Here is a 25,358-nt window from a genome sequence, read left to right as displayed (position 1 = left end):
GTACCAGCCGTCATGCGTGCGTGGTGCGCCGCGATCGCGTGCGCTTGGCTTCGTACATCGCCTGGTCCGCATGCTCGATCAGCGCGTTCATGTCGGTGCCGTCGTCCGGCAGCATCGCGATGCCGACGCTGACGCCGAGCCGCAGCGCATGCCCGTCGAATTCGAACGGCTCGCCGACCCGCCGCGCGAGCCGCATGCTTTGCACCTGGGCGTCGTCGCGGGTGCCGAGGTTCGGCAGGATCACCGCGAATTCGTCGCCGCCGATGCGCGCGACCGTGTCCGAGCGCCGCACCGCGGCCTGCATCCGCGTGGCGACCTCGCGCAGCGCGGCGTCGCCCGCGCGGTGGCCGAACCCGTCGTTGATCGGCTTCAGGCCGTCCATGTCGATGTTGAGAATGCCGAGCCGGCCGCTCGCGCGCAGCGCCGTGTGCATCGACTGGCGCAGGCGGTCGTAGAACAGCGCGCGGTTCGGCAGACCCGTGAGCGCGTCGTGCGTCGCGCGCAGGTACAGCTCGTTCGCTTCGTTGCGCGCCGCGTGGAACATCGCGGCGGCGATCAGGTCGGCCATCAGCCGCAGCGTGCCGGCGTCCGCCGGTGAGAAACCGTCGACGTCCGGCGACATCACCTTCAGCACGCCGACCGTCGTGTCGGCGTGCGTGAGCGGCATCACGAGCATCGAGCGCAGGCCGACCCGGCGGCATGCATCGCGATCGACGCGCGGGTCGGTTTCCGAATCGATACAGTGCAGCAACTCGCCCTGCTGCACGCACAGGCCCGACAGGCTGCCCGAACGCCGCAACCGCAGGCCGAGCATCCCGGCGGCCGTGCCCGACGCGGCGCGGTACACCATGTCGTCGCCTTCGGCGAATTCGACCGCGGCGGCGCTTGCGCCGGTGAGCTGCGGCACCTGTTCGGCCACGTAGGCCATCACGCTGCCGAGGTCGAGGCCGAGTTTCGCGATTTCGGCTTGCGCGGCGATGATGCGCAACAATGTGTCGGGGGATGGCGTGGCGGCGTCGGCGGTTTGATTCAAGTCAGTTTTCCGTGAAAAAGTGCATCGCTCGGCGCGCGCTTGCGGTAGCATACGCGCCGCTCGCGGCAGCGCGTGCCGGGTGGTTCGCAACGCAACGGTGCCGGTGCCCGGCCAGCCGTACCGCGCCGGCAGTATGCCGTTCCAGCCATCCGGCGGCAACGGCGCAATTCTTGCCATTCACTCTTCCTGCGCGGCATTTCCGACCGAATTGAGATTTTTTCGCTTCTCAGTCGCGAATCACGGTGAGTTTTGTTCTATTTTTGAGATAGTGTGACAAATGGGCGGCCGCCGGTGCCAGGCGTCCCCCAGCGCGACGAACTGGTCATTGAATGATCCGCCGCGTCGTTCCGATAAATGCAATCAGGCCATAAATGAGGGGAAGCAGAGGGGATGTGCACTCACGGGCATAGCTGCTTTGCGCGCGTCGGTTTCGACGCGCAGGATGACCGGACGATCGTGACGAAGCGGAGCGGCGCATGAAGCCGGCCGTGTCGCTGTTCGTTCTGGCTGCCGCGATGACCGGCGCTTTCCACACGGCCGCGCTGTCGGCCGCACCGCTGCCGGCGGTGCCGGCCGCCGCTTCGACGGCCGCTGCCGATCACGCAGCGGCGCCGGATGCCGCGCCAGCGGCGGTGCTCGCGGCCGCTCCGGCCACGCCGGCGGCGGCCAGCGCGCCGGCCGCCGGCCTGCCGGCGACGACCGTGCGCATGCCGTTCGCGTCGCTCGGCGCGTTCGATCCGCTGCGCCTGCGCGGCGCCGACGACGCACGCACGATCAACGCCGGCGTGCGGCTCGACCGCGTGATCACGGGCGCGCGCTTGCGCCTGACCTACGCGTATTCGCCGTCGCTGGTCTTTCCGCTGTCGCACCTGAAGGTGTCGGTGAACGGCGAGGTGATCGCGACCGTCCCGTTCGATGCCGCGCGTGCGGGCCGCACGGTGACGCAAGAGATCCCGATCGATCCGCGCTACTTTTCGGATTTCAACCAGATCGGCCTGCGCCTGATCGCGCATTACACGCTCGACCACTGCGAGGACCCGACGAATTCGGCGTTGTGGGCCGACGTGAGCCCGACGAGCGAACTGATCCTCGACGAATCGCCGGTGCGCCTGCCGAACGATCTCGCGCTGCTGCCCGCGCCGTTCTTCGACCGGCGCGACAACGGCCGCCTGCGGCTGCCGTTCGTGCTGCCCGCCACGCCCGATTCGGCCACCCTGCGCAGCGCGGGTGTGCTCGCGTCGTGGTTCGGCGCGCTGGCCGACTACCGGCATGCGCGCTTCCCGGTATCGAGCGCGCTGCCGGCCGACGACCAGGCCGTCGTGGTCGGCACGGCCGCGACGCTGCCGGCCGGTCTCGCGCTGCCGCCAATCAATGGCCCGCTGCTCGCGGTCGCGGACAACCCGGCCGCGCCGGGCCGCAAGCTGCTGGTCGTCACGGGCCGCACGGCGGCCGAGGTCGACGACGCGGTCGCGACGCTCGTGCTCGGCCGCGCGGCGCTGTCGGGGCAGGCGGCGACGGTTGCGCACGTCGATCTGGGCGCGCCGCGCAAGCCGTACGACGCGCCGCGCTGGCTGCCGGTGAACCGGCCGATCGCGTTCCGCGAACTCGTGAACGATCCGCGTCAGCTGGAGGTGCGCGGCACGACGCCCGACGCGATCCGGCTGAACCTGCGCGTGCCGGCCGATCTGCATTCATGGAACGGCGCGGGCGTGCCGATCACGCTGCGCTACCGCTACACGGCGCCGACCGTGCAGGACAATTCGACGCTCGCGGTCGAGATCAACGATCAGCTCGTGAAGTCGTACCGGCTCGGGCCGGCCCACGCCGAGGACGCGCACGGCCGCATGCAGCTGCCGCTGCTGGCGGTGCCGGAAGGGCGCGTGACGAGCGACGTCGACATTCCCGCGTTCCGCGTCGGCAGCGGCAACCAGCTGCAGTTCCGCTTCACGCTCGATTCGCAGAAGACGGGCCTGTGTTCGAGCACGGCCACCGAGCCGCAACGCGCGGCGATCGATCCCGATTCGACGATCGACTTCTCGCACTTCGTCCATTACGCGCAATTGCCGAATCTCGCGTTCTTCGCGAACAGCGGCTTCCCGTTCACGCGCTTCGCCGACCTGTCGCAGACGGCCGTCGTGCTGCCCGACCGGCCGTCGCCGCAAGAACTCGAGGCCTACCTGACGATGCTCGGCCACATGGGTGAATGGACCGGCTTCCCGGCGCTGCGCGTGCAGGTCGCGCGACCCGGCGACGTCGCCGCGCTGTCGGGGCACAAGGATCTGCTCGTGATCGACGGCTCGCCCGCATCGCCGCTGCTCGCGCAGTGGCGCGCGGCGCTGCCGCTCGCGATCGGCGAGCAGGGCGGCGCGGGCGCCGGTGGCGCGACGCGCGTCGCATTCACGGTGAAGGAGCGCTGGCGCAACGGCGTGGGCCTCGCCGACGGCGGCGCGCATATCGAACAGACGGGCCCGCTCGCGGCGCTCGCCGGGTTCGAGCTGCCCGGTAGCCGCGGCCGCAGCGTCGTCGCGCTGACGGCGACCGACCAGCCGCGCCTCGGCGATCTGCTCGACGTGTTCGAGAGCGGCGGCCTCGTGTCGCAGTTGCAGGGCGACCTCGCGCTGGTTCGGCCGGGGCAGGTCGACAGCCTGCGGGTCGGCGAGCCTTACGTGGTCGGCTTCGTGCCGTGGTATGCGCGCGTGTGGACGGAGGCGGCGCGGCATCCGGTGCTGCTCGGCGCGGTCGGCGTCGTCGCAGGGCTGCTGCTCGCGCTCGGCGTGTTCAGCGTGCTGCAGCGAATCGCCGCGCGTCGCCGGGGGATGTAACGGATGGCGCGGGCAATGACGAAGCGACGGGCAATGCAGCCGGCGCGGCGTGTCGGCGCGACGCTCGCGCTGGCGATCGCGATGACGTGCGCGGCGGCTGGCATGGCCACGCGCGCGCACGCGGCGGCGGCCGGTGCAGCCGATGCGGCGAGCGCGGGATGCAGCGCGGCGTGGCCGCGCTGGGACGCGTTCAAGCGTGATTTCATCTCGGCCGACGGCCGCGTGATCGACGTCGGCTCGGCCGATTCGCGTACGGTATCGGAGGGGCAGGCGTATGGACTTTTCTTCGCGCTGGTCGCGAACGACCGGCGCATGTTCGACACGATCCTCGCATGGACCGAGAACAACCTCGCGCAGGGCGACCTGAGCGCGCATCTCCCGGCGTGGCTGTGGGGCCGCGCGCCCGACGGCGCGTGGCGCGTGCTCGACGCGAACCCGGCGTCGGACGCCGATCTGTGGATCGCGTATGCGCTCGTCGAGGCCGGGCGGCTGTGGCACGAGCGCAGCTATACGGCGCGCGGCGCGCTGCTCGCGAAGCGCGTGCTCGACGCCGAGACGGCGACCATGCCGGGCCTCGGCCTCACGCTGTTGCCGGGCCCGACCGGGTTCAAGCTGGCCAACGGCCAATGGCGCGTGAATCCGAGCTATTCGCCGCCGCAGGTGATTCGCGCGCTCGGCGCACGGCTGCCCGACGACCGTCGCTGGGCCACGCTGGCGTCCAGCACCGCTCGCGTGCTGCTCGACACCGCGCCGAAAGGTTTTTCGCCCGACTGGGCGCTGTATCGCGCGGGCAACGGTTTCGGGCCCGATCCGCAGACCCATGCGGAAAGCGCGTACAACGCGATTCGCGTGTACCTGTGGGCCGGCATGCTGGACCGCGCCGATCCGCTCGCCGCGCCGCTGCTCGCGAAGTTCGCGCCGTTCGCCGACCATATCGCCGCGCACGGCGCGCCGCCGGAGAAGGTCGATACGACGACGGGCGTCGCGGGGCCGAACGACGGCAACGGCGGCTTCTCCGCGGCCGCCGTGCCGTTTCTCGACGCACGCGGCCAGCACGCGCTCGCGGATGCCCAGGCGGCCCGCGTCGATACGCTCGCGCGCCAGTCGGCGCCCGGCTATTACACGAGCGTGCTGACGCTGTTCGGCCTCGGCTGGCGCGATGGCCGCTATCGGTTCGGGGCGGACGGCACGCTCGACACCCGCTGGGGAGGCCGTTCGTGCGCCGCCCGCTGAAATGTGCCGCGCCGCACGTCGCGGGATTCGCGTGGCTCGCGTCGTCGGTGTGCGCGGCGGCGCCGGGCGCGGCCTCCGGCGCGGCGATCGCGAACCCGGCGACTCCGGCGACCTCGGCCGCCGCCGATGCGCGGCGCGAACTCGACACCGCGCGGATGTGGGGCATCAAGCATCGCGACGACCTCGCGCGCGATGCGCTGCGCAAGGGCTTGCTGATCGCGCCGGGCGATCCCGAGCTGCTGGCCGAACAGGTGCGTGTGCTGCTGCGGCTCGGCGACGCGAAAGGCGCGCAGGCGTCGCTGGCGCGGCTGCAGGCGCAGTCGCCGAATGCGCCGGCCACGCGGCGGGTGGTGGACGAATACCGCGTCGCGACGAGCGGGCGCGGCGAGATGGCGCAGATCCGGCTGCTCGCGCGCAGCGGCCGCGCCGATGAGGCGGCCCGACGGATCGTCGCGCTGTTTCCGAACGGCGCGCCATCGGGCGCGCTCGGCGCCGAGTACTACCAGATCGTGTCGAATGCGCCGGGCGGGCGCCAGCCGGCGATCGCCGCGCTGCGCCGCGCGGTCGCCGCCGATCCGCGGGACACGAGCGCATCGATGGCGCTCGCGCGGCTGTTGAACCAGCGCGACGACACGCGCGCGGAAGCGAACCGGATCGCATGGTCGCTCGCGAAGCGCGCCGACGCGGACCATACGGAAGCGATGGCGCTGTGGCGGCGCGTGCTGCAGTCGGCCGGCAGCGATCCCGCGTATCTCGATGCGCTGCACGCGTATCTCGCGCTCGCGCCGGACGACACCGAATTCCGCGATCGCGCCGCCGGCCTCGACCAGCAGCGCGACGCGCAACGCCGGCTCGAACGCGATCCCGACTACATCGCGCAGCAGCGCGGGTTGCAGGCGCTGGCGCGCGGCGACCTGGCCGCCGCCGACCCGCTGCTCGCGCGCGCCGCGCGGGCGCGGGCCGACGACGCCGATGCGCTGGGCGGGCTCGGCCTGCTGCGTCTGCGCGAAGGGCGGCACGACGAAGCGCGCGCGCTGTTCGCGCGGGCCGCGACGCGTGCGACCGACCAGCGCGGCAAATGGCAAGGCCTCGCGCGTACCGCGCAGTTCTGGGGGCTGCTCGCCCAGGGCCGCGAAGCGGCCAGTGCGGGCCGCCCGCGCGATGCCGAGCGCGCCGCGCGTGCGGCGCTCGCGATGCAGCCGGACAACCCGGACGCGAAGCTGCAGCTCGCCGATGCGCTGCTCGCGCAGCGCGACTGGGCACAGGCGGAGCCGTTGCTGCGCGGCTTGCTGGCCGCGCGTTCGCCAAGCCTGTCGGCCGTGCGCGACACGGCCACGCTGTATGAAAACACCGGCCGCGCGGACCGGATCGGCCCGTTGCTCGATGCGCTGCAAGGGCGCGTGACGGGCGCCGACGATCGCCGCACGCTCGACGGCCTGCGTGGCGATGTGCTCGCGAACGAGGCGCGCGCGCTGGCCGAGAAGGGCGCGCGCGGGCCGGCCGCGCAACGCTACGAGGCGGCCGTGCGCGCGGCGCCCGATGCGCCGTGGACGCGCTTCGCGCTCGCACGCCTGTATCGCGACATGGGATTGCCGCAGCTCGGCCGCACGGTGATGGACGACGGGCTGGCGCTGAGCGATACGCCCGAGATGCGTTACGCGAACGCGCTGTACCGCAACTCGCTCGACGATGTCGTGGGCGCTCAAGCCGCGCTGGCGCCGGTCGACGACGCGCACCGTTCGGACGGGATGCGCGCGCTGGCGCGCAAGCTCGATGCGGAAAGCGCGCTGGCCGACGCGCGCGGCGCACATGCCCGCGGCGACCGCGCGGCCTTCGCCGCCACGCTCGCGCACGCGCAGGCGAGCGCGCCGGACGATCCCGACATGCTCGCCGCGATCGGCGCGCAGTGGATCGACGCGGGCGAACCGGAGCGCGGCCTCGCGCCGCTGCGCGACTGGATCGCCGCGCATCCGCGCGAAGCCGACGCGGACGTGCGGCTGCGCTACGGCGACCTGCTCGGCCGCGCGGGGCGCGACGATGCGCTCGCTGCATGGCTCGACACGCTGCGCCGCGACCCGGCGCTGACGCCCGCGCAGACGGCGCGACTGGAGGATCAGTCGCTGCGGCTCGTGCTGCGGCAGACCGACGACGCGATCGCCCGACAGGACTATGCGCAGGCGCGCACGCTGCTCGACCGCGCGAGCCCGGCCGGCCGGGCGGACAAGCGTTATGCGCTCGAACTCGCCGATCTCGAACGCGCGCAGGGCCATTACGATGCCGCACGCGATGCGCTCGCACCGGTCGTCGCGCGCACGCCGGACGACGCCGATACGCAGCTCGCGCTGGCCCGGATCGACGAGGACAGCGGCAACCGTGCCGCCGCGCGCGAGCGCGTGCAGGCCGTGCTGGCGCGCACGCCGGACGACGACGTCGACACGCAACTGTCGGCCGTGCGTCGCCTGAACGCGCTGCGCCGGCCGGACGAAGCCGCGCAGGTGACCGAGCGGCTGCAGGCCGCGTATCCGGCCCGCGCCGACGTGACGGTCGCGGCCGGGCGCGTGGCCGAGGCGCAGGGCCGCTATGACGACGCGGCGTCGCTGTACCGGTTGTCGCAGTCGCAGGAACGCGCGACGGGCGTGATCCCGGGCCGCGACGGGCTGACACCCGCGCAGGCCGCGTTCGCCGATCTGCAGCAGCGGCGCAATCCCGAGATCGAGACCGGCTGGATACCCGCGTACAAGTCGGGCGACGAAGGCATCTCGTCGTATCGCGCGCAGCAGGTGCCGATCTACCTGCAGATGCCGATCCGCTACGACGGGCACGTGTTCGCGCAGGTCGACACCGTGCATCTCGATCCGGGCACGCTCGATACGAGCGTGCCGGGCGCGTATTCGCTCAAGACGTTCGGCACGTACGCGGCGCTCAGGGCGCAGCCGAATCCGCAGGCCGCCGCGCTGATCGCGAATCCGCCGGGCTCGCTGCACCAGTCGACGACGGGCGTTGCGCTCGGCGCCGGGTATCTGTCCGATGCATGGCGCTTCGATCTCGGCACGTCGCCGCTCGGCTTCCCGGTGCATTACCTCGTCGGCGGCGTGCGCTATCGCTTCGACGCGGGCCCGGCGAGCTTCTCCGTGAATGCGTCGCGGCGGCCGGAAACGAGCAGCGTGCTGTCGTACGCGGGGATGCGCGACCCGTGGACCGGCGCGGTGTGGGGCGGCGTGCGCCGCGACGGCGTGAATCTGCGCGCGTCGGTCGACGTCGGCCGCACGAACCTGTTCGCGGAGCTCGGCGCGGGCGTGCTGTCGGGCCGTAACGTCGAGCGCAACGCGGAAGTTACGCTGCGCACCGGCTTCACGGTGCCCGTGTACGAGCGCGCAACGATGAAGGTCAGCACGGGGCTGGTCGGCAATGCGTGGCACTACGCGCAGAACCTGCGCTACTACACGTACGGGCAGGGCGGTTACTACAGCCCGCAGCGCTACCTGTCGCTCGGCGTGCCGATCGAATGGGCGGGGCGGCACGATGCGCTGTCGTGGGACCTGACCGTCACGGGCGGGATCTCGAACAGCTACGAGAAGGATTCGCTGTATTACCCGACGCTTTCCGGCCAGCGCGCCGAACAGGTGGCGGCCGGCTTCGTGTACGCGGGCAGTTCGACGCGCGGCGTGTCGTTCTCGTACGGCGTGAACGGCATCGCGGAATATCGTGTGAACCCGCACCTGAGTGTCGGCGCGCAATTGCACATCGACCGGTCGCACGACTATGCGCCGAGCTCGGCGCTCGTGTATCTGCGTTATGCGTTCGACGCGCGTGCGTCGCGCAGCTGGCTCGTCACGCCGACGCCCGTGCGGCTTTATTCGGATTACTAGGGGAACGCCGTGACTACGGAATTCGATGTCACCCGCTCCGCGCCCGGCGCCACCGGCCTGGCCGATCGCCTGCGCGCGCTGCTGCGCATGGGGCCGGCGGGCGGCCGTGCCGGCGCCTTGAGCCGGCTCGCGATCGACGGCCTGCCCGACACCTGGACGCAACTGGAAGCCGGCGGCCTTTACGCGATCTACGCGGCCGGCGGTACGCCGGCCTGCGATGCGCTCGTCTGGGAAAGCGCGCGGCAGGCGCGCACGCGCGACGTCACGATCGTGCTGGCGCGCGATCCGGCGCGCGTCGCCGCGCACATGGCGTCGCTCGGCTTCGCGGGCGGCGTGCAGCCGGCCGGCTGGCCGCGCAACCTGAACGTGCTGGCGATGCCGGCTGCGGTCGAGCCGGCCGACGACGGTGCCGACGCCGGCGCAGCCGGCAACGCACCGCGCCGCGCGGCGCCGGGCCCGTTCGCGCGGCTGACCGGCGGCTTGCGCGCGATGAAGCGCTATGGATTTCACGCGCGTTCGCTGTATTTCGTCGAAGGCGCCCAGCGCTGGTTCAGCTGGGACGATCCGGCCGCGCTCGCGGACGAAGCGCACGCGCTGGCCGACTGGTGCCGCACGCGCCGGATTGCGCTCGTGCTGCTGCTCGACCCTGAAGCGACCCGCGCGGGCGGCGACGCGCGCGCCGACGATGCGCCGCTCGTGCGCGATGCCGATCGCACGCCGCGCAGCGGCTTCCACGGAATCTGTTCGGGCGTCGCGCAGTTGCAGCGCACGCATGGTGAACTGCTGTGGGTGGTCGATTTCTGGCGCGCGGGCGACACGCTCGCGGCCGGCGAGGTGCGGCCGCTGCGCTTCGCACCGGGCGGCCGGCTGTCGGCGAGCGTCGATGGCGGCGCGACCGAACCGGCACGGCGGATGAAGCTCGCGAGCGACGAGGATCGCGTGGTGGTCAGCCGCGCGGTGCTCGACGGCGCGAGCCGCGTGCCGGACGGCTGGGAGATCGTCGACGACAACGCGGCCGTCGTCGCCGCGTGCGCGAGCGCGCAGGCCGCGACCGCGGTGCTCGTGTTCCGCTCGCACGCGCAGCTCGAAGCGCTGTGCGCGGACGTGCACGCGCTGCGCCGGCAGTGCGGCGGCGCACTGAAGATCGCGGTCGTCGAGCGCGGCGAGGTGCTGCGTCAGCAGTTCGAGATGCTGGTGCTGAGCGTCGGTGCGAACCGGGTCGTCGCGCGCGACCTGCCCGTCTCGCGGATGCAGGCCGCCGTGCATGCGTTGCACGGCCAGCTCTACGCGCGGCCCGTCGCGGCCGACTACCGCGCGGCGCTCGCGGCCGCGCTCGGCGATTCGGTGCTCGGTTATCTGCCGGTCGGCGCGTTCTGCCAGCGGATTCGCGCGGTGCTCGATCGCGGTGCGGTGCTCGCGCTGCCGCACACGCTCGCGAAGCTCACGCTGTTGCCGGGCGTATCGCACGTCGACGCGCTGCGGCACTGCCGGGCGCGCCGCGCGGGCGACGTCGTGACGGCCGATGCCGGACACCTGTTCGTGTTCCTGTTCGCCTGCGAGCCGGTCGACGCCGAGGACGCGCTCGCGCGGATCTTCGAGGTGCCGGTCGATACGTTGTCCGACCGCGTCGTGTGCCTCGGGCAGGGCAGCGTCGACACCGAGCTCGACGCGCTGAAGGCCGAGAACCGCCGCGCGCCGATCGCCGACTACAGCGACCTGTTCGCGGCGACGCGGCCGGCGGGCGCCGCACGCGCAGCGGCCGTGCCCGTCGAGCCCGGCGTGGCATTGCCCGATGCGGGCGAGGTGAGCGACGCGATCGACGCGATCGATACCGTCGTCGCGCTCGACGCGATCGGCGTGCCGCAGGCGTCCGTGCCCATCGCCGTCGACGCGTCGCCGCCGGACCCCGTCATTTCCGCCGCGCGGGCGCGCGGCGCCGTCCGCAGCGCGATGCCGTTGCGCAAGCAGGAGGACGCATGATCGCCGAACTCGTCATCGGCTTCATCGTCGGTATCGTGATTGCGGTACCGGTGTGGATCGTCGCGCAGCACCTCGGCATCGGCCGCGGCTTCCATGCGCCGCGCGGCATCGACCGGCGCGACGCGGTGCCGTGCGAACTCGTGCCGGTCGCGCTGCGCGGCCGTCTGCTGCCGGGCGTCGGCGGCGCCGACGCCGACGAAGCCGACGAAGCCGGCATTCGCGACAGCAAGGCGGCACGATGAAGACGATCGCCCTCACGTCGACGACGGGCGGCGCGGGCCGCACGACGCTCGCCGCCGCGCTCGCGGTGCTGCTCGCGCGCCGCGGCCGGCCGGTCGTCGCCGTCGAATTCGATGCCCAGAACCTGATGGGCGCGACGCTCGGCCTCGATACGCTGGCCGAGCACGGTCTGGCGCACAGCCTGCTGGGCGGCGCCGAACCGTGGCACGCGCACACGTGGCGCAACGCCGACGGCGTGCTGTTCGTGCCGTACGGGCAAGTCGATGCGGCCGGCGCCGCCGCGTGCGATGCGCGGCTCGTGGCCGATCCGGTCTGGCTGTCGCGCGCGCTCGGCGAAATCGCGTTGCCGGCCGATGGCGTCGTGCTGGTCGACACCGCGCGCTATCCGTCGCCGCAGGCCGAACAGGCGATCCGGTGCGCTGACCTGGCGCTCGTCGTCGTGCCGCCGGAGCCGGTCGCGTGCGCGACCACGGCCGCGCGGCTCGGCGCGCTGCGAGCCGGCCGCGGCGCGCTGCAGATCGTCGTGAACCGGCTGAACCCGGCGCGCGACATGCAGCGCGACGCGCTGGCGATGCTGCGCGCGGTTGCGGGGCCGGCGTCGATGCTCGAGCAACGCATCCACGTCGACGCGGCCGTGCCCGAAGCGCTCGCACGCGGCAGCTGGATCTTCGACGACGCGCCGTATTCGCAGGCGTCGCACGACCTGAACGGCGTCGCGAACTGGGTCGATACGTGGCTGACGGCGGCCGTCGCCGGCCGCGCCGGAGCCATGCGATGAACGCCGCGCTCGCGTCGCGACTGCGTGCGTTCGGCCGTCGCGCGGCCGACTGGTGCGCGCGCGGCATCGGGCTGCCGGCGCAACGCACGCGGGTGGACTGGCTCGTGCGGCTGTTCTTCCATGCACCGCCGCCCGGTCGGCCCGATCATGTGCGCCTTTGGGTTCGCGTCGCGTTCCTGCGGCTCGCGCACGACTGGGGCGTGCTGCAGCCGCTCAGCATGCGCGAATGGCTGTGGCGCGCGATCGTGCGCGCGCCGCGCGCGGCCGACGGCCGGCCCGCGCGCGATCCGCTCGCGTGGTTCGACACGTTCGTGGTGCCCGTCTACGTGGCCGGCCGCGCGGTCGGCCGGCGCATCAACGCGATGCTCGAGCGTTTGCCGTGGGTGCGCTGGGGCGGCTGGCTCGATGCGCGCGCGAACGGCGTCGGCCGGCGCCGCTGGCTCACGCCGCTGCTGCTCGTGGCCGGCGCGGTGCTGTGGGCCGCGGCCGGGATGTCGCCGCTGATGCCCGGTGCGCAGTTCGCGTTCTTCGCGATGGTCGCGGTGCTTGCGCTCGCGCTGCGCCGCCTGCCGGGCCATCTGCCGACCCTCGCGCTCGCGTCGCTCGCATTGCTCGCGACGGTGCGTTACGTGTGGTGGCGCACGACCCAGACGCTCGACTTCCGCAGCCCGGTCGAAGCCGTCGCCGGCTACCTGCTGTACGGCGCCGAAGCCTATACGTGGATGATCCTGCTGCTCGGCTTCGTGCAGACCGCGTGGCCGCTCGACCGGCCGATCGTGCCGCTGCCCGACGATCCGGACACCTGGCCGACCGTCGACGTCTATATCCCGACCTACAACGAGCCGCTGTCGGTCGTGAAGCCGACCGTGTTCGCCGCGCAGAGCATCGACTGGCCGAGCGCGAAGCTGCGCGTGTACCTGCTCGACGACGGCCGGCGCCCCGAGTTCGCGGCATTCGCGGCCGAGGCCGGCATCGACTACCTGACGCGCGACGACAACCGCCACGCGAAGGCCGGCAACATCAACCGCGCGCTGCCGAAGACGCACGGCGAGTACATCGCGATCTTCGATTGCGATCACGTGCCGACGCGCTCGTTCCTGCAGACGACGATGGGCGTGTTCCTGCGCGACCCGAAATGCGCGCTGGTGCAGACGCCGCACCATTTCTTCTCGCCCGATCCGTTCGAGCGCAACCTCGGCACGTTCCGCGAGATTCCGAACGAGGGCAACCTGTTCTACGGCCTCGTGCAGTCGGGCAACGACCTGTGGAACGCGACGTTCTTCTGCGGCTCGTGCGCGGTGCTCAAGCGCAGTGCGCTGGAGGAGGTCGGCGGCGTCGCGGTCGAGACCGTGACCGAGGACGCGCACACGGCGCTCAAGCTGCATCGGCGCGGCTATACGTCGGCGTACCTGCCGACCGTGCAGGCAGCAGGCCTCGCGACCGAAAGCCTCGCGGGCCACGTGAAGCAGCGCACGCGCTGGGCGCGCGGGATGGCGCAGATCTTCCGCATCGACAACCCGTTCCTCGGGCGCGGGCTCGGCTTCATCCAGCGGATCTGCTACGGCAACGCGATGCTGCATTTCTTCTACGGGATTCCGCGGCTGATCTTCCTGACGATCCCGCTCGCGTACCTGTTCTTCCACCTGTACTTCATCAACGCGTCGTCGCTCGCGCTCGCGAGCTACGTGATCCCGTACCTCGTGCTCGCGAACGTCGCGAACTCGCGAATGCAGGGGCGCTACCGGCATTCGTTCTGGGCCGAGGTCTACGAATCGGTGCTCGCGTGGTACATCGCATTGCCGACCACGGTCGCGTTCTTCAGCCCGAAGCACGGCAAGTTCAACGTGACCGACAAGGGCGGCAAGATCGACGAAGGCTACGTCGACTGGTCGACGTCGAAGCCGTATCTGGTGCTGTTCGCGCTGAACGTGCTCGCGATCGTCGCCGGCCTGTGGCGGCTCGTGGCCGACCAGGGCGACGAGGCGTCGACGATCCTGATCACGCTCGGCTGGACCGTGTACAACCTCGCGATGCTCGGCGCGGCGCTGGCGGTTGCGCGCGAGACCAAGCAGGTGCGCGTCACGCACCGGATCGCGATGCGCGTGCCGGCGATGCTGCTGCTCGCCGACGGCTCGACCGCCGCATGCTTCACGAGCGACTACTCGACCGGCGGCCTCGGGCTCGAGGCGGTGCCGGGGCTGCCGCTCGCCGCCGGCGACACGCTGACGGTGTGCGTGACGCGCGGCGACCGGGCGTTCCCGTTCCCGGTGCGTGTGACGCGGGTGACGGCGACTCATGTCGGCGTCAGCTTCGAGGAACTGACGCTCGAACAGGAACGTCAGCTCGTGCAATGCACGTTCGGCCGCGCGGATGCGTGGCTCGACTGGCACGAAGGCGCGCGGCCCGACACGCCGCTCGGCGGGCTCAAGGAAGTGCTGCGGATCGGGCTGGACGGCTATGTACGAATGTGGAAGGGTGCGGCGCGCGGCGTGCAGGGGATGCTCGCGCCGAAACTCGATCGCGCGCGCGACTGACGCGGCGCGCATCATGGAGTGGGTTAGATGACGTTCTGGAATCTGTATTTCATCCTGAAGTTCGCGCTGTTCGCGACCGGGCGCCTGCAGCCGTTCTGGCTCGCGAACCTCGCGTTCGCGATGGCGCTCGTGGCGAGTGCGCCGATCCGGTCGCGCGCATGGCGCATCGTCCGGCAGGTCGTGGCGGTCGCGATCGCGGTGCCGTTGCTCGCGCGCGAGCTGCATGCGCCGTCGCTCGCCCGTCTCGCGGAGGCCGCGCGCGAAGTCAGCACGTTCCGCCTCGACTACTGGATGGAGCTGCTGCCGCGCCTGTTGCCGCCCGTGCTGGCGCTGACGATCGTCGGCGTGCTGATCGTCTATTTCATCGTCAATCGCTGGCTGCGCGTCGCGACGTTCGTGGTGGCCGTGCTGGTGGTGATGCCGCTGTGGCAGGCCGGCAGCGGGCTGATGGCGCGCGTCGTCGCGCCGGCCCAACCGCAGGCGAACGTGGCGGGCGCCACGCGCGTCGACCAGCCCGAGGATCACAACGCGGCGCTCGCGACGTTCCGCGCGCAGGAGTCGCAGCGGCAGGTCGCGTTCGGCCATCTCGGCAGCGATCCGGCCGCGCAGTTCGACGTGATCGTGCTGCACATCTGCTCGCTGTCGTGGGACGATCTCGACGCGGCGAAGGTGCGCAATCACGCGATGCTGAGCCACTTCGACTACCTGTTCACGAACTTCAGCACGGCCGCGAGCTACAGCGGCCCGGCCGCGATCCGCGTGCTGCGCGCGAGCTGCGGGCAGGAGGCGCATGCGGACCTGTACAAGCCCGCACCGCAGCAGTGCCACCTGTTCTCACAACTGGCCGGCGCCGGCTACACGGTGCAGTCGCTGCTGAACCACGACGGCCATTTCGACAACTTCCTGCAGGTGATCCACGACAACATCGGCGTGGCCGATGCGCCGATGATCTCGAACGCGGCCGCGCCGGTCGCGATGCACGCGTTCGACGGCTCGGCGATCAAGGACGACTATGCGACGCTCGCGAACTGGTACGCGCAGCGCGCATCGGTGCCGGGGCCGGTCGCGCTGTACTACAACACGATCAGCCTGCACGACGGCAACCGCGTGGTCGGCAGCGCGCTGACGAGCATCGACTCGTATCCGCAGCGCGCGACGAAAATGATGACCGACTTCGACCGTCTCGCCGACCTGATCGCGCAATCGGGCCGCCGCGCGGTGATCGTGTTCGTGCCCGAGCACGGCGCCGCGTTGCGCGGCGACAAGAACCAGATCGCGGGGCTGCGCGAGATTCCGACGCCGCGCATCGTGCACGGGCCGGTCGGCGTGCGGCTCGTCGGCTTCACCGGCAACCACGGCGCGACGACCGTGATCGAGCAGCCGACCAGCTTCCTCGCGCTCGCGCAGTTGCTGTCGAATCTCGTGTCGAACAGCCCGTTCAAGCCCGGTGCGACGCTCGCGCAATACGCGGCCGATTTGCCGCGCACGCGGATGATCGGCGAGAACGAGGGCACGGTGACGATGCAGACGGCCGCGGGTTACGCGGTGAAAACGCCGGACGGTGTATGGATCGACGAACAGTGACGATAGCTGGCGAAGGCGACGACGATCGCCTGTCGCAACCGAACGACGTGATCGGCCTCGCGCGGCATCTGCCCGCGCTCGACCCCGAGCGCTACGTCGACGAACAGGCGCGCCGCGCGTTCGACGCGTCGCTCGATCGCTGGCCGACGCTCGCGAAGCTGATGGGGTTGAAGGCCTGAAGGAACGGCGGCCGGGTAGGGGATGCCGGATTTTAATCAGGCGCGGTTGACATGAAACTAGACCGGTCTATATCATTTGGCGCAGTCCGTCGGGCATAGGCTTCTGGCGATTCCGGCTATTCCGTCGGATAGTCTCCGCGAGCGGTGCATCGGTTTTATTTGGAAAACCACCGCCGTACTGAAGGGCGCATACCTTCGTCAACCTGAAAGCCAGGGACGGCAACGAGTTTGCGTGCACGATCGAGGGCAGACAATCCGCTGTCTTTCGGCATGACGAACCCGCCGGTTTGCAACCGGAAGGGGGCAGCCGCGCCAAGGCGGGCCGTTCTCTCGAACCTGAAGGTCGGGCTGCCAGTCCGTTGACCGGCGCCATCGCTCGGGGTCCAGCGGTCCAGCGGCGCGGCTGCCGGCGGCGGACACCGCATTGATTCATTGGGCGTTTGTCTTGTGTCGGGGGGCTGCCATGTCGTATCACATTCGGATCGCGTTTCGAACGGTAGGGGTGTGCACGGCCGTGGTCGCCGCGCTGTCAGGGTGCGCAGGGATGCTGACCGCATCGTCCGGTCCGCAGCCGGAACGCGTGGCGGCGCAGAAGGAAGAAGGCGCCCGCTATACCCAGACGCTGACGTCGTTCATCGCGCTGGTGTCGAACGCCCAGGCCTCCACGCCCGACAGTCGCGCCAGAATACTCGACGCTTACCAGCGCGTCCTGTATCAGTACTCGGTGGCTGCCGTGAGCTGGGTGCGGCTCGTTCATCCGGCGCTGCAGCCCTTGCCGGCGTCCCTGCAGCCGCTTCCCGCGCCGACGGGCACGCCCACGACGGCCGAGGTCGATCGCGGCTATGAACACGCGATCGAGATGCGGGTGGCGATGTGGGATATCGGCGAGGCGGCGATCTGGGGGAAGACCTCGAAGATGTCGATCCCCCGCTACCGCGGCACCGCGCCCGCCGTGCCGATGCCGCCGCCGCTGCCGCCATTCCAGGACGCGCGGGATTCCCGGTATGCGAGGCTGGTTGCGCTGACGAAGCAGGCGGACGACGCGCAGCGTGCGTCGATCGAGCAACAGCGGCAGGTCGAGGCCAAGGAGTTGGCCAAGGCACTTGCCATGGCGAGGGCCGTGCCGTACTCGCCGCCGCAAGCGCAGGGCCAGCCTCAGCAGGAACAGCGCTGGTGTACGCAGTCGGGTGGCGGAGTCGTGGGCCGCGTGCCGTGCTGAGCTTGCATCGCCGGGCGGCCTCGGTCGCCCGTTGCGCGTTGCGTTAAGCCTTGCGTGCCGGCTGGCGCGTCCATTCGTTTTCTTCGCCCGGCACCTTGCCGAACGTCTGATCGGCCCACGCGGCACGCGCCGCATCGATCTTCGCGCGCTCGCTCGACACGAAATTCCATTCGATGAACCGCTCGCCCGGCAGGTGCGCGCCGCCGAGCAGCATCACGCGTGCGCCGTTCGTACTCGCCAGCACGACGCTCGCGCCCGGTTCGAGCACGGCCATCGTCGCGGGGGCGAGCGATGTGCCGTCGACGCTGAGGTCGCCGTCGACGAGATACACGCCGCGTTCCTCATGTTCGGCATCGAGCGCCAACGTGCCGCCTGCCGCGAATTCCGCAACCGCATAGAGCGTCGGCGAGAACACGGCGACCGGCGACACGAGCCCGAACGCGGTGCCCGCGATCACGCGCACGGTCACGCTGTCGCGCGTGAACGACGGCAGCGTGTCGGCCGCATGGTGAACGAACGCCGGCGTCGTGTCTTCATGCTCGACCGGCAGCGCGACCCAGGTCTGGATGCCGTGCACCGGCTGCTCGCGCGGGCGATCCTCGTCGGGCGAGCGCTCCGAATGCACGATGCCGCGGCCGGCCGTCATCCAGTTCACGTCGCCCGGCACGATCTTCTGCCGGAAGCCGAGGCTGTCGTGATGCATCAGCGAGCCGTCGAACAGGTAGGTGACGGTCGCGAGCCCGATGTGCGGGTGCGGCAGCACGTCGATGCCGCGCCCGGCCGGCAACACGGCCGGCCCCATCTCGTCGAAGAAGATGAACGGGCCGACGAGGCGCGCGGCGCGCGCGGGCAGCACGCGCCGCACGACGAGGTTGCCGATGTCGCTTTCGCGCGGCGTGAGCAGGGTCTTGATCGAGGCGGACATGACGGGAATCTCGTGACTGTGACTGTGACTGTGGCGGTGACGGTGACGGTGACGGTGGCGGGAGGCGCTCAGGCGATCGCCGTGTCGATCGTGATCGGGTGCGTGAGGATCTTGTGCACCGGGCAGGCATTCGCGATCTGCAGCAGGCGTTCGCGCTGCTCGTCGGTCAGGTCGCCGTCGAGCGAGATGCGGCGCACGATCGTGCTGCCCGCGCTGCCCGATTCGTGGGCGAGCTTCACGTGCACTTCGTCGAGCGGCCAGCCTTTTCGTTGCGCATACATCTTCAGCGTGATCGCGGTGCATGCGCCGAGGCTCGACAGCAGCAGCGCGACGGGCGTCGGCGCCGCATCGTCGCCGCCGAGCGACGCGGGTTCGTCGGCGCGCCACTGGTGGACGCCATCGGTGAAGTGGACGAGGTAATCGACCGGGCCGATGCTCGCTTCGACGGTGAGTTCGCTCATTGCGGTTCCAGGTGGGAAAGGGACGGGCTGGGCAGGCCAGACGTTAAGGTTCGAGCAGGCGCTGCAGCCGCAGCTCCTCGAAATCGAGCTCCGATTCTATGCGGTGCAGCACCGCGTCGTCGACCCGGCCGTCGCGATGCAGGTCGAGCAATGCGTCGCGCGACACGCCGACCAGCTCGAGCTCGACACGCAGCATCCGCGCGCGCACGTCCGCGGGCGCCGCGCCGTCGCGATGTGCGTGCTCGTTGAACGCGACGCGGCTCCGGTATTCGGTCAGCAGCCGGTCGAGCGACGCGCGTTCGAGGCCGGCGCCGCGCTGCTCGCGCGCATCGAGCTCGGCGAGCGCCGCGCCGAACGTGTGTGCACGCACCGCATGTTCGGACATCGTGCGGCGCGCGGCCGGGCGCAGCTTCAGCACGCGGATCAGCGGCGCGAGCGTGCCGCCCTGCACGACGAGCGTCGCGATGATCAGCAGGAACGTGCTGAACAGGATCAGGTCGCGGCCGGGGAAGTTGGCCGGGAGCGCGATCGCGGCCGCGAGGCTCACGACGCCGCGCATGCCCGACCAGCCGAGTACGACGGCTTCGCGCCACGACCACGCCGCGTGGCCCGCGCGCCGCGCGCGCAGGCGACCGGGTAGCCACATCGCAACGAACACCCATACGACGCGCGCGCCGATCGCGGCGGCCGTCGCCGGCAGCGCGACCCGCAGGCCGGCCATCAGCACCGCGCCTTCGTGGTTCACGCCGGCGAGGATCGCGTGCAGCGCGAGGCCGATCAGGATGAACACGAGCGCGTCGAGCACGAACACGATCGCTTCCCACGTCGCCTTCGCCTTGATCCGCATGTCGGCGCCGAACACGCGATGCTGGCGCACGCCGAGCACGAGGCCGCAGGTGACGACCGACAGCACGCCCGAGCCGTCGACGGCTTCCGCGATCCCGTAGCTGCCCCATGCCATCGCGAACGTCACGACGATGCCGAGCATCGGTTCGCGCAGGCGTTGCAGCACCCAGCACATCGCATGGCCACACGCGAGGCCGACCGCGATGCCGATCAGCGTGAGCAAAAAGAACAGGCCGGTCGCGCTCGCGGTCGTGATCGTGGCGGCGAGCGCGGCCGATACGGCCATCTGGTACAGCAGCAGGCCCGACGCATCGTTGACGAGGCTTTCGCCTTCGAGCACCGCGACGAGCCGCGCGGGCAGCGGGTGGCGCTGCAGGATCGCCTTCGCGGCGACCGCGTCGGGCGGCGACACGATCGCGCCGAGCGTGAAGCACGCGGCCCACGGCAGCGCGGGATTCGCCGCATGTACGGCGAGCGCGACCGCGACGGTCGTGAACGCCACGGCCCCGAGCGCGAGCGACGCGATCGACGCGAGCTCCTGCCGGAATTCCTTCCACGCGGTGTAGAACCCGCTCGACATCAACAGCGGCGGCAGCACGGCCGCGAGCAGCAGCGCCGGGTCCATGTCGGGCACGCGCTTGCCGGCGACGGCGACCACGCAGCCGCCGAGCAGCAGCACGACGGCCGGCGGAATCGACACGCGCTCGGCGAGCCAGGTGAGGGCGCCCGCGCCGCAGATCAACAGCAACAGGTAATGGAACAGCTCGACGTTGGTCATGCGCGGCCGGCGGCGATGGGGTGGATCAAGAAGGCTTGCGGTCGTTCGCGGCGCCGCCCGGCAGCGCGCCGAACATGTGCTGGCTGCACTGCGCGTCGCGCCATGCGGTGTTCAGCCGATGGCCGGACAGCATCCGGCGCGCGACGGGCAGGATCTGTTCGCCGGCGAGCATGCCGAGCAGGCCGACGAGCGCGATGACCGGCGGTGCGGGCGAATTCACGCCGAGCGCGCCGTAGATCACGCCGGCGAGGATGCCGGCGAGCAGCGAGAAGACATACGGTTTCATGGTGGTGCGCCTCGTGATGGCCGAGCGGCGCCGGAACGGCGCCGTCAGAGTCTTGAAAGCGTAGCGGGTTTGCGTGAAGAAAAAAAGGGCGGGCAGCCCCGAACGGGCATTCGTTCAGGAATCGGATCGATTCCATTCCTTGGGTGTTCGCGCCGCGCGTTTGGGGCTTAAATATTTCGGCCCGGATGACGATCCGGCGCCGACGCATTTCAGGCTCCTCCCGTTTTCACGGTCGAGGCAGGCCCCCCTTTTTTCGTTCACAGGACACCTTGCGCCATGAGCAACCCGAAACTTGAAGTACTGACGCCGCAGAACAGCCAGCTGATCTTCATCGACCAGCAGCCGCAGATGGCGTTCGGCGTGCAGTCGATCGATCGGCAGACGCTGAAGAACAACGTCGTCGGGCTCGCGAAGGCCGCGAAGGTCTTCAACATCCCCACCACGATCACGACCGTCGAAAGCGACAGCTTCTCGGGCCACACCTATCCCGAACTGCTCGACGTGTTCCCGAACCAGAAGACGCTCGAACGCACGTCGATGAACTCGTGGGACGACCAGAAGGTGCGCGACGCGCTTGCCGCGAACGGCCGCAAGAAGGTGGTCGTGTCGGGCCTGTGGACCGAGGTCTGCAATACGACGTTCGCGCTGTGCGCGATGCTCGAAGGCGACTACGAGATCTACATGGTCGCCGACGCATCGGGCGGCACGACGCAGGCCGCGCACGATTTCGCGATGCAGCGCATGGTGCAGGCTGGCGTGGTGCCGGTCACGTGGCAGCAGGTCCTGCTGGAATGGCAGCGCGACTGGGCGCGCCGCGACTCGTACGACGCGGTGATGGCGATCGCGAAGGAGCATTCGGGCGCATACGGGATGGGCGTGGACTACGCATACACGATGGTCCACAAGGCAGCGCAGCGTACCGCGACGCCGCACGAGTCGATTCCGGCCGTGCCGGCGAAGTAACGGTCACCGGCCGCGATCGCCGCGTGGGCTGCGGCGATCGCCTGCCGTCGGCCATCACGCGTTCAGGCGGCGGGCAGCGCCCACGGCGCGTGCGAGAAATGTTCCGCGAGGAAATCGAGCAGCACCGTCACGCGCGCGGCGCGCAGCATGCCGGGCGGCGTGACGAGGTTCACGTTGATGTCCGCGATCTTCCAGTCGCTCATCACCTCCTCGAGTTCGCCGCGCTGCATCGCGTCCCACACGAGAAATTCGGGCTGCAGCGCCAGGCCGTGACCGCCGACGAGGGCCGGGAGGATCACGTCCGCGTTGTTGGTGCGGATGCGCCCGTGCACGGACACGCCGACTTCGTCGCCCGACGCCGGATGACGGAAGCGCCAGTACTCGGGCGTCGGCAGGTTGGTGTACGTGAGGCACACGTGCTGTTCGAGGTCGCGCGGATGCGTCGGGCGGCCGCGTCGATCGAGATACGCGGGCGACGCGACGAGCGGCCGGCGCACCGCGCACAGACGGCGCGAGCGCAGCGTCGAATCGCTCAGCTCGGCGATGCGGATCGCGACGTCGAAGCCGCCCGACACGATGTCGACGATGTGATCGGTGAGCACGAGATCGATGTCGACGCGCGGATAGCGCTCGAGAAACGCGGGCAGCACCGGCGACAGATGGTGCAGCCCGAACGACATCGGCGCATTCACGCGCACGAGGCCGTGCGGCTCGAGCGCCTGCGCGGACGCTTCGTTCTCGATCAGTTCCGCATCGGCGAGCAGGCGGATCGCGCGGTCGCGCAGCAGTTCGCCGGTCGGCGTGAGCGACAGCTTGCGCGACGTGCGGTACAGCAGCATCGCGCCGAGACGCTTTTCGAGGCGCGCGATCGCCTTCGACACGGTGGGTTGCGAGATGCCGAGCAGGTCGGCCGCTTTCGCGAACGAACCGGTCTCTGCGACGCGCGCGAAGATGGCCCAGGCTTCGAGATCAGGAAGATGTTGCATGGTCGGCATGGATGGCAGGGAAGCGAAACGGATGCGATGCGCCGCGCGGGCGGCCTCGCGATGCCGGTGATTCTAATCCGGCCGGGAGAAAAAACATTATGGAATCTTATTTAATTTCATTGGGCGCCGGTGTGTTGATCGGCGTCGTGTACAGCGTGATCAAGGTGCGCTCGCCGGCGCCGCCGCTGATCGCGCTGGTCGGCCTCGCCGGCATGCTGGTCGGCGCGCAGGCCATCGCGCCGGTTCGTCACTGGCTCGGCTTCTGAGCACATCGAGGACATTCATGAGCGCAACCGATACCCCACCCGATCTCATCCTGCACAACGGGCGCATCACGACGCTCGATCGTGCGAACCCGATCGCCGCCGCCGTCGCGATCAAGGACGGCCGCTTCGTCGCGGTCGGCAGCGAAGCGGACGTGATGCTGCTCGCGGGCCGCGCGACGAAGGTGGTCGATCTCGGCGGCCGCGGCGTGCTGCCGGGGCTGATCGACAACCACTGCCACGTGATTCGTGGCGGCCTGAACTACAACATGGAACTGCGCTGGGACGGCGTGCCGTCGCTTGCGCTCGCGATGGAGATGCTCAAGCAGCAGGTCGCGATCACGCCGGCGCCGCAGTGGGTGCGCGTGGTCGGCGGCTTCACCGAACATCAGTTCGTGGAGAAACGGCTGCCGACGATCGAAGAACTGAACGCAGTCGCGCCCGATACGCCCGTGTTCATCCTGCACCTGTACGATCGTGCGCTGCTGAATGCGGCCGCGCTGCGGGTGGTCGGCTATACGAAGGACACGCCGGAGCCGCCGGGCGGCACGATCCTGCGCGATGCCGCAGGCAACCCGACCGGCCTGCTGCTCGCGAACCCGAACGCGACGATCCTCTACGCGACGCTCGCGAAGGGCCCGAAGCTGCCGTTCGAGTATCAGTACAACTCGACGCGCCACTTCATGCGCGAGCTGAACCGGCTCGGCGTGACGGGGGTGATCGACGCGGGCGGCGGTTCGCAGAATTATCCCGACGATTACGAAGTGATCCGCAAGCTGCACGACGCGGGCGAGATGACGATCCGGATCGCGTACAACCTGTTCACGCAGAAGCCGAACGCGGAGAAGGAAGACTTCGTGAACTGGACGAAGAGCGTCAAGTACCACGACGGCACCGACTACTTCCGCAACAACGGCGCGGGCGAGATGCTGGCGTTTTCCGCGGCCGACTTCGAGGATTTCCGCGTCGCGCGGCCGGATCTGCCTGCGCAGATGGAAGACGACCTCGAAGGCGTCGTGCGCGTGCTCGCGGAAAACCGTTGGCCGTGGCGCATGCACGCGACCTATGACGAAACGATCAGCCGCGCGCTCGACGTGTTCGAGAAGGTCAACGAGGACATCCCGCTCGCAGGGCTGAACTGGTTCTTCGATCACGCGGAAACGATCACCGAGCAATCGATGGACCGGATCGCCGCGCTCGGCGGCGGTATCGCGGTGCAGCACCGGATGGCGTACCAGGGCGAATATTTCGTCGAGCGCTACGGCGCGCAAGCCGCGGAGGCGACGCCGCCGGTCGCGAAGATGCTCGGCAAGGGGCTCAAGGTGTCGGCCGGCACCGACGCGACGCGGGTCGCGTCGTACAACCCGTGGGTGTCGCTTGCATGGCTCGTGACCGGCAAGACGGTCGGCGGCCTGAGGATGTATCCGCAGCGCAACCTGCTCGATCGCGAAACCGCGCTGCGGATGTGGACCGAATACGTGACGTGGTTCTCGAACGAGGAAGGCAAGAAAGGGCGCATCGCGGTGGGGCAGCTTGCCGACCTGGTGGTCCCGGATCGCGATTTCTTCGGGTGCGCGGAAGACGATATCGCCGGCACGACCGCGTTGCTGACGGTGGTCGACGGGAAGATCGTGTGGGGCGCGGGGCCGTTCGCGTCGCACGACGCACCGATCCCGCCGGCGATGCCCGACTGGTCGCCGGTGCGCGAGTTCGGGGGCTATGGCGGCTGGGGTGCGACGCAGCGCAACGGCGCGCCGCTGCAACGCGCGGCGGCCGCCGCGATGTGCGCCTGCGCGAACGAATGCAACGTTCACCAGCATGCGCACGCGGGTGCGTGGGGCCGCACGTTGCCGACGTCGGACGCCAAGGGCTTCTGGGGCGCGTTTGGCTGTTCGTGCTGGGCCGTCTGACATGACGACGCGCTCCGTCTACGGCACCCCCGTGTGGGTCCGCGCGCTGCTATCGCAGCCGTGGGTCCTGCCGCTCGCGCGCCTCGCGCTGGTGTCCGCCTATCTGCTCGGCGGCGTCGCGAAGGCGCTCGACTTCCCCGGCGCGGTCGCGGAGCAGGCACATTTCGGCCTGCAGCCGGCCGCGCTGTGGGCGGCCCTCGCGATCGCGGTCGAGATCGCGGGCTCGCTGTGCGTGGTGTTTCGCCGCTTCACGTGGCTCGGCGCCGGCAGCCTCGGCATGCTGACGCTCGTCGCGATGGTCGTGGCGAACGATTTCTGGAACCGTTCGGGCGCCGAACATTTCATGGCGCTCAACAGCTTTTTCGAGCATCTCGGGCTGATCGCGGCACTCGTGCTCGCGACCATGCTCGACGATGCGCGGCAATCGGCCGATGATGGCCGTTCCATTCGATGACGATGCAACAACCAG

20 protein-coding genes are annotated in these 25,358 nt (G+C 70.3%); 14 read left to right on the top strand and 6 right to left on the bottom strand.

Features of this window, described 5'->3' with window-relative positions; genetic code table 11:
- Positions 1-10: 10 nt before the first annotated feature.
- On the bottom strand, positions 11-1,210 hold the full coding sequence (locus tag BLS50_RS01460) for a sensor domain-containing diguanylate cyclase (protein WP_074800186.1): 1,200 nt from the start codon (positions 1,208-1,210) through the stop codon (positions 11-13).
- A gap of 299 nt (positions 1,211-1,509) precedes the next feature.
- On the opposite strand from BLS50_RS01460, the gene bcsB reads away from it, so the two are divergent.
- From bcsB to BLS50_RS01410, 10 genes are all read left to right on the top strand, one after another.
- On the top strand, positions 1,510-3,855 hold the full coding sequence (gene bcsB, locus BLS50_RS01455) for a cellulose biosynthesis cyclic di-GMP-binding regulatory protein BcsB (RefSeq protein WP_074800184.1): 2,346 nt from the start codon (positions 1,510-1,512) through the stop codon (positions 3,853-3,855).
- 3 nt (positions 3,856-3,858) lie between these two features.
- On the top strand, positions 3,859-5,088 hold the full coding sequence (bcsZ, locus tag BLS50_RS01450; RefSeq protein ID WP_074800181.1) for a cellulose synthase complex periplasmic endoglucanase BcsZ: 1,230 nt from the start codon (positions 3,859-3,861) through the stop codon (positions 5,086-5,088).
- Complete coding sequence (locus BLS50_RS01445) at positions 5,073-8,957, top strand: cellulose synthase subunit BcsC-related outer membrane protein (protein ID WP_074800178.1); 3,885 nt, start codon at positions 5,073-5,075, stop codon at positions 8,955-8,957. The genes bcsZ and BLS50_RS01445 overlap by 16 nt, the downstream gene beginning before the upstream one ends.
- A gap of 9 nt (positions 8,958-8,966) precedes the next feature.
- The gene (gene bcsE, locus BLS50_RS01440; protein ID WP_074800175.1) at positions 8,967-10,937 is read left to right on the top strand and encodes a cellulose biosynthesis protein BcsE; all 1,971 of its coding nucleotides are present in this window, start codon (positions 8,967-8,969) and stop codon (positions 10,935-10,937) included.
- Positions 10,934-11,179: a hypothetical protein gene (locus BLS50_RS01435; protein WP_012328310.1), complete on the top strand. Its 246-nt coding sequence runs from the start codon at positions 10,934-10,936 to the stop codon at positions 11,177-11,179. Before bcsE ends, BLS50_RS01435 begins: the two co-directional genes overlap by 4 nt.
- Positions 11,176-11,955, top strand: coding sequence for a cellulose biosynthesis protein BcsQ (gene bcsQ / locus BLS50_RS01430; RefSeq protein WP_074800172.1), 780 nt, complete (start codon positions 11,176-11,178; stop codon positions 11,953-11,955). Before BLS50_RS01435 ends, bcsQ begins: the two co-directional genes overlap by 4 nt.
- Positions 11,952-14,489, top strand: a complete 2,538-nt coding sequence (gene bcsA / locus BLS50_RS01425; protein WP_074802739.1) for a UDP-forming cellulose synthase catalytic subunit — start codon at positions 11,952-11,954, stop codon at positions 14,487-14,489. The genes bcsQ and bcsA overlap by 4 nt, the downstream gene beginning before the upstream one ends.
- Positions 14,490-14,516: 27 nt before the next feature.
- Entirely contained in the window at positions 14,517-16,073 is a 1,557-nt protein-coding gene (bcsG, locus tag BLS50_RS01420) for a cellulose biosynthesis protein BcsG (RefSeq protein WP_074800170.1), read from the top strand.
- Positions 16,055-16,252 (top strand): hypothetical protein, encoded by a 198-nt coding sequence (locus BLS50_RS01415; protein WP_011694257.1) that lies wholly within the window; start codon positions 16,055-16,057, stop codon positions 16,250-16,252. Before bcsG ends, BLS50_RS01415 begins: the two co-directional genes overlap by 19 nt.
- Before the next feature lie 544 nt (positions 16,253-16,796).
- Entirely contained in the window at positions 16,797-17,471 is a 675-nt protein-coding gene (locus BLS50_RS01410; protein WP_012328315.1) for a hypothetical protein, read from the top strand.
- A 43-nt stretch (positions 17,472-17,514) separates the two neighbouring features.
- Here BLS50_RS01410 and BLS50_RS01405 read toward each other — a convergent pair whose 3' ends face one another.
- The 4 genes from BLS50_RS01405 to BLS50_RS01390 all read right to left on the bottom strand — a co-directional run bounded on the left by BLS50_RS01405 (position 17,515) and on the right by BLS50_RS01390 (position 20,767).
- Positions 17,515-18,396 (bottom strand): pirin family protein, encoded by an 882-nt coding sequence (locus tag BLS50_RS01405; protein ID WP_074800167.1) that lies wholly within the window; start codon positions 18,394-18,396, stop codon positions 17,515-17,517.
- 68 nt (positions 18,397-18,464) lie between these two features.
- Positions 18,465-18,857 carry an OsmC family protein gene (locus BLS50_RS01400; RefSeq protein ID WP_074800163.1) on the bottom strand — a complete coding sequence of 131 codons (393 nt, stop codon included), beginning with the start codon at positions 18,855-18,857 and terminating at the stop codon, positions 18,465-18,467.
- 43 nt (positions 18,858-18,900) lie between these two features.
- Complete coding sequence (locus BLS50_RS01395) at positions 18,901-20,481, bottom strand: cation:proton antiporter (RefSeq protein WP_074800161.1); 1,581 nt, start codon at positions 20,479-20,481, stop codon at positions 18,901-18,903.
- 25 nt (positions 20,482-20,506) lie between these two features.
- Positions 20,507-20,767 (bottom strand): XapX domain-containing protein, encoded by a 261-nt coding sequence (locus BLS50_RS01390; protein WP_012328319.1) that lies wholly within the window; start codon positions 20,765-20,767, stop codon positions 20,507-20,509.
- 276 nt (positions 20,768-21,043) lie between these two features.
- On the opposite strand from BLS50_RS01390, the gene BLS50_RS01385 reads away from it, so the two are divergent.
- Positions 21,044-21,730 carry a hydrolase gene (locus BLS50_RS01385; protein WP_011545175.1) on the top strand — a complete coding sequence of 229 codons (687 nt, stop codon included), beginning with the start codon at positions 21,044-21,046 and terminating at the stop codon, positions 21,728-21,730.
- Between the two features lie 62 nt (positions 21,731-21,792).
- On the opposite strand, the gene BLS50_RS01380 is transcribed toward BLS50_RS01385, so the two are convergent.
- Positions 21,793-22,716, bottom strand: a complete 924-nt coding sequence (locus tag BLS50_RS01380) for a LysR family transcriptional regulator (protein ID WP_027808800.1) — start codon at positions 22,714-22,716, stop codon at positions 21,793-21,795.
- A 98-nt stretch (positions 22,717-22,814) separates the two neighbouring features.
- Here BLS50_RS01380 and BLS50_RS01375 point away from each other — a divergent pair, with 98 nt between their 5' ends.
- The 3 genes from BLS50_RS01375 to BLS50_RS01365 are packed head-to-tail and all read left to right on the top strand — an operon-like array spanning position 22,815 to position 25,343.
- Positions 22,815-22,982 (top strand): DUF1427 family protein, encoded by a 168-nt coding sequence (locus tag BLS50_RS01375; protein WP_011545177.1) that lies wholly within the window; start codon positions 22,815-22,817, stop codon positions 22,980-22,982.
- 17 nt (positions 22,983-22,999) lie between these two features.
- The gene (locus BLS50_RS01370) at positions 23,000-24,889 is read left to right on the top strand and encodes an amidohydrolase (RefSeq protein ID WP_074800158.1); all 1,890 of its coding nucleotides are present in this window, start codon (positions 23,000-23,002) and stop codon (positions 24,887-24,889) included.
- 1 nt (position 24,890) lies between these two features.
- Positions 24,891-25,343 (top strand): DoxX family protein, encoded by a 453-nt coding sequence (locus tag BLS50_RS01365; RefSeq protein WP_074800155.1) that lies wholly within the window; start codon positions 24,891-24,893, stop codon positions 25,341-25,343.
- Positions 25,344-25,358: the final 15 nt, after the last annotated feature.

The sequence above is a fragment of the Burkholderia orbicola genome (assembly GCF_900100915.1).
Lineage (GTDB): Bacteria > Pseudomonadota > Gammaproteobacteria > Burkholderiales > Burkholderiaceae > Burkholderia > Burkholderia orbicola.
The sequence above is the reverse complement of the archived record's forward strand: the minus strand, read 5'-3'. Positions and strand labels throughout refer to the sequence as shown.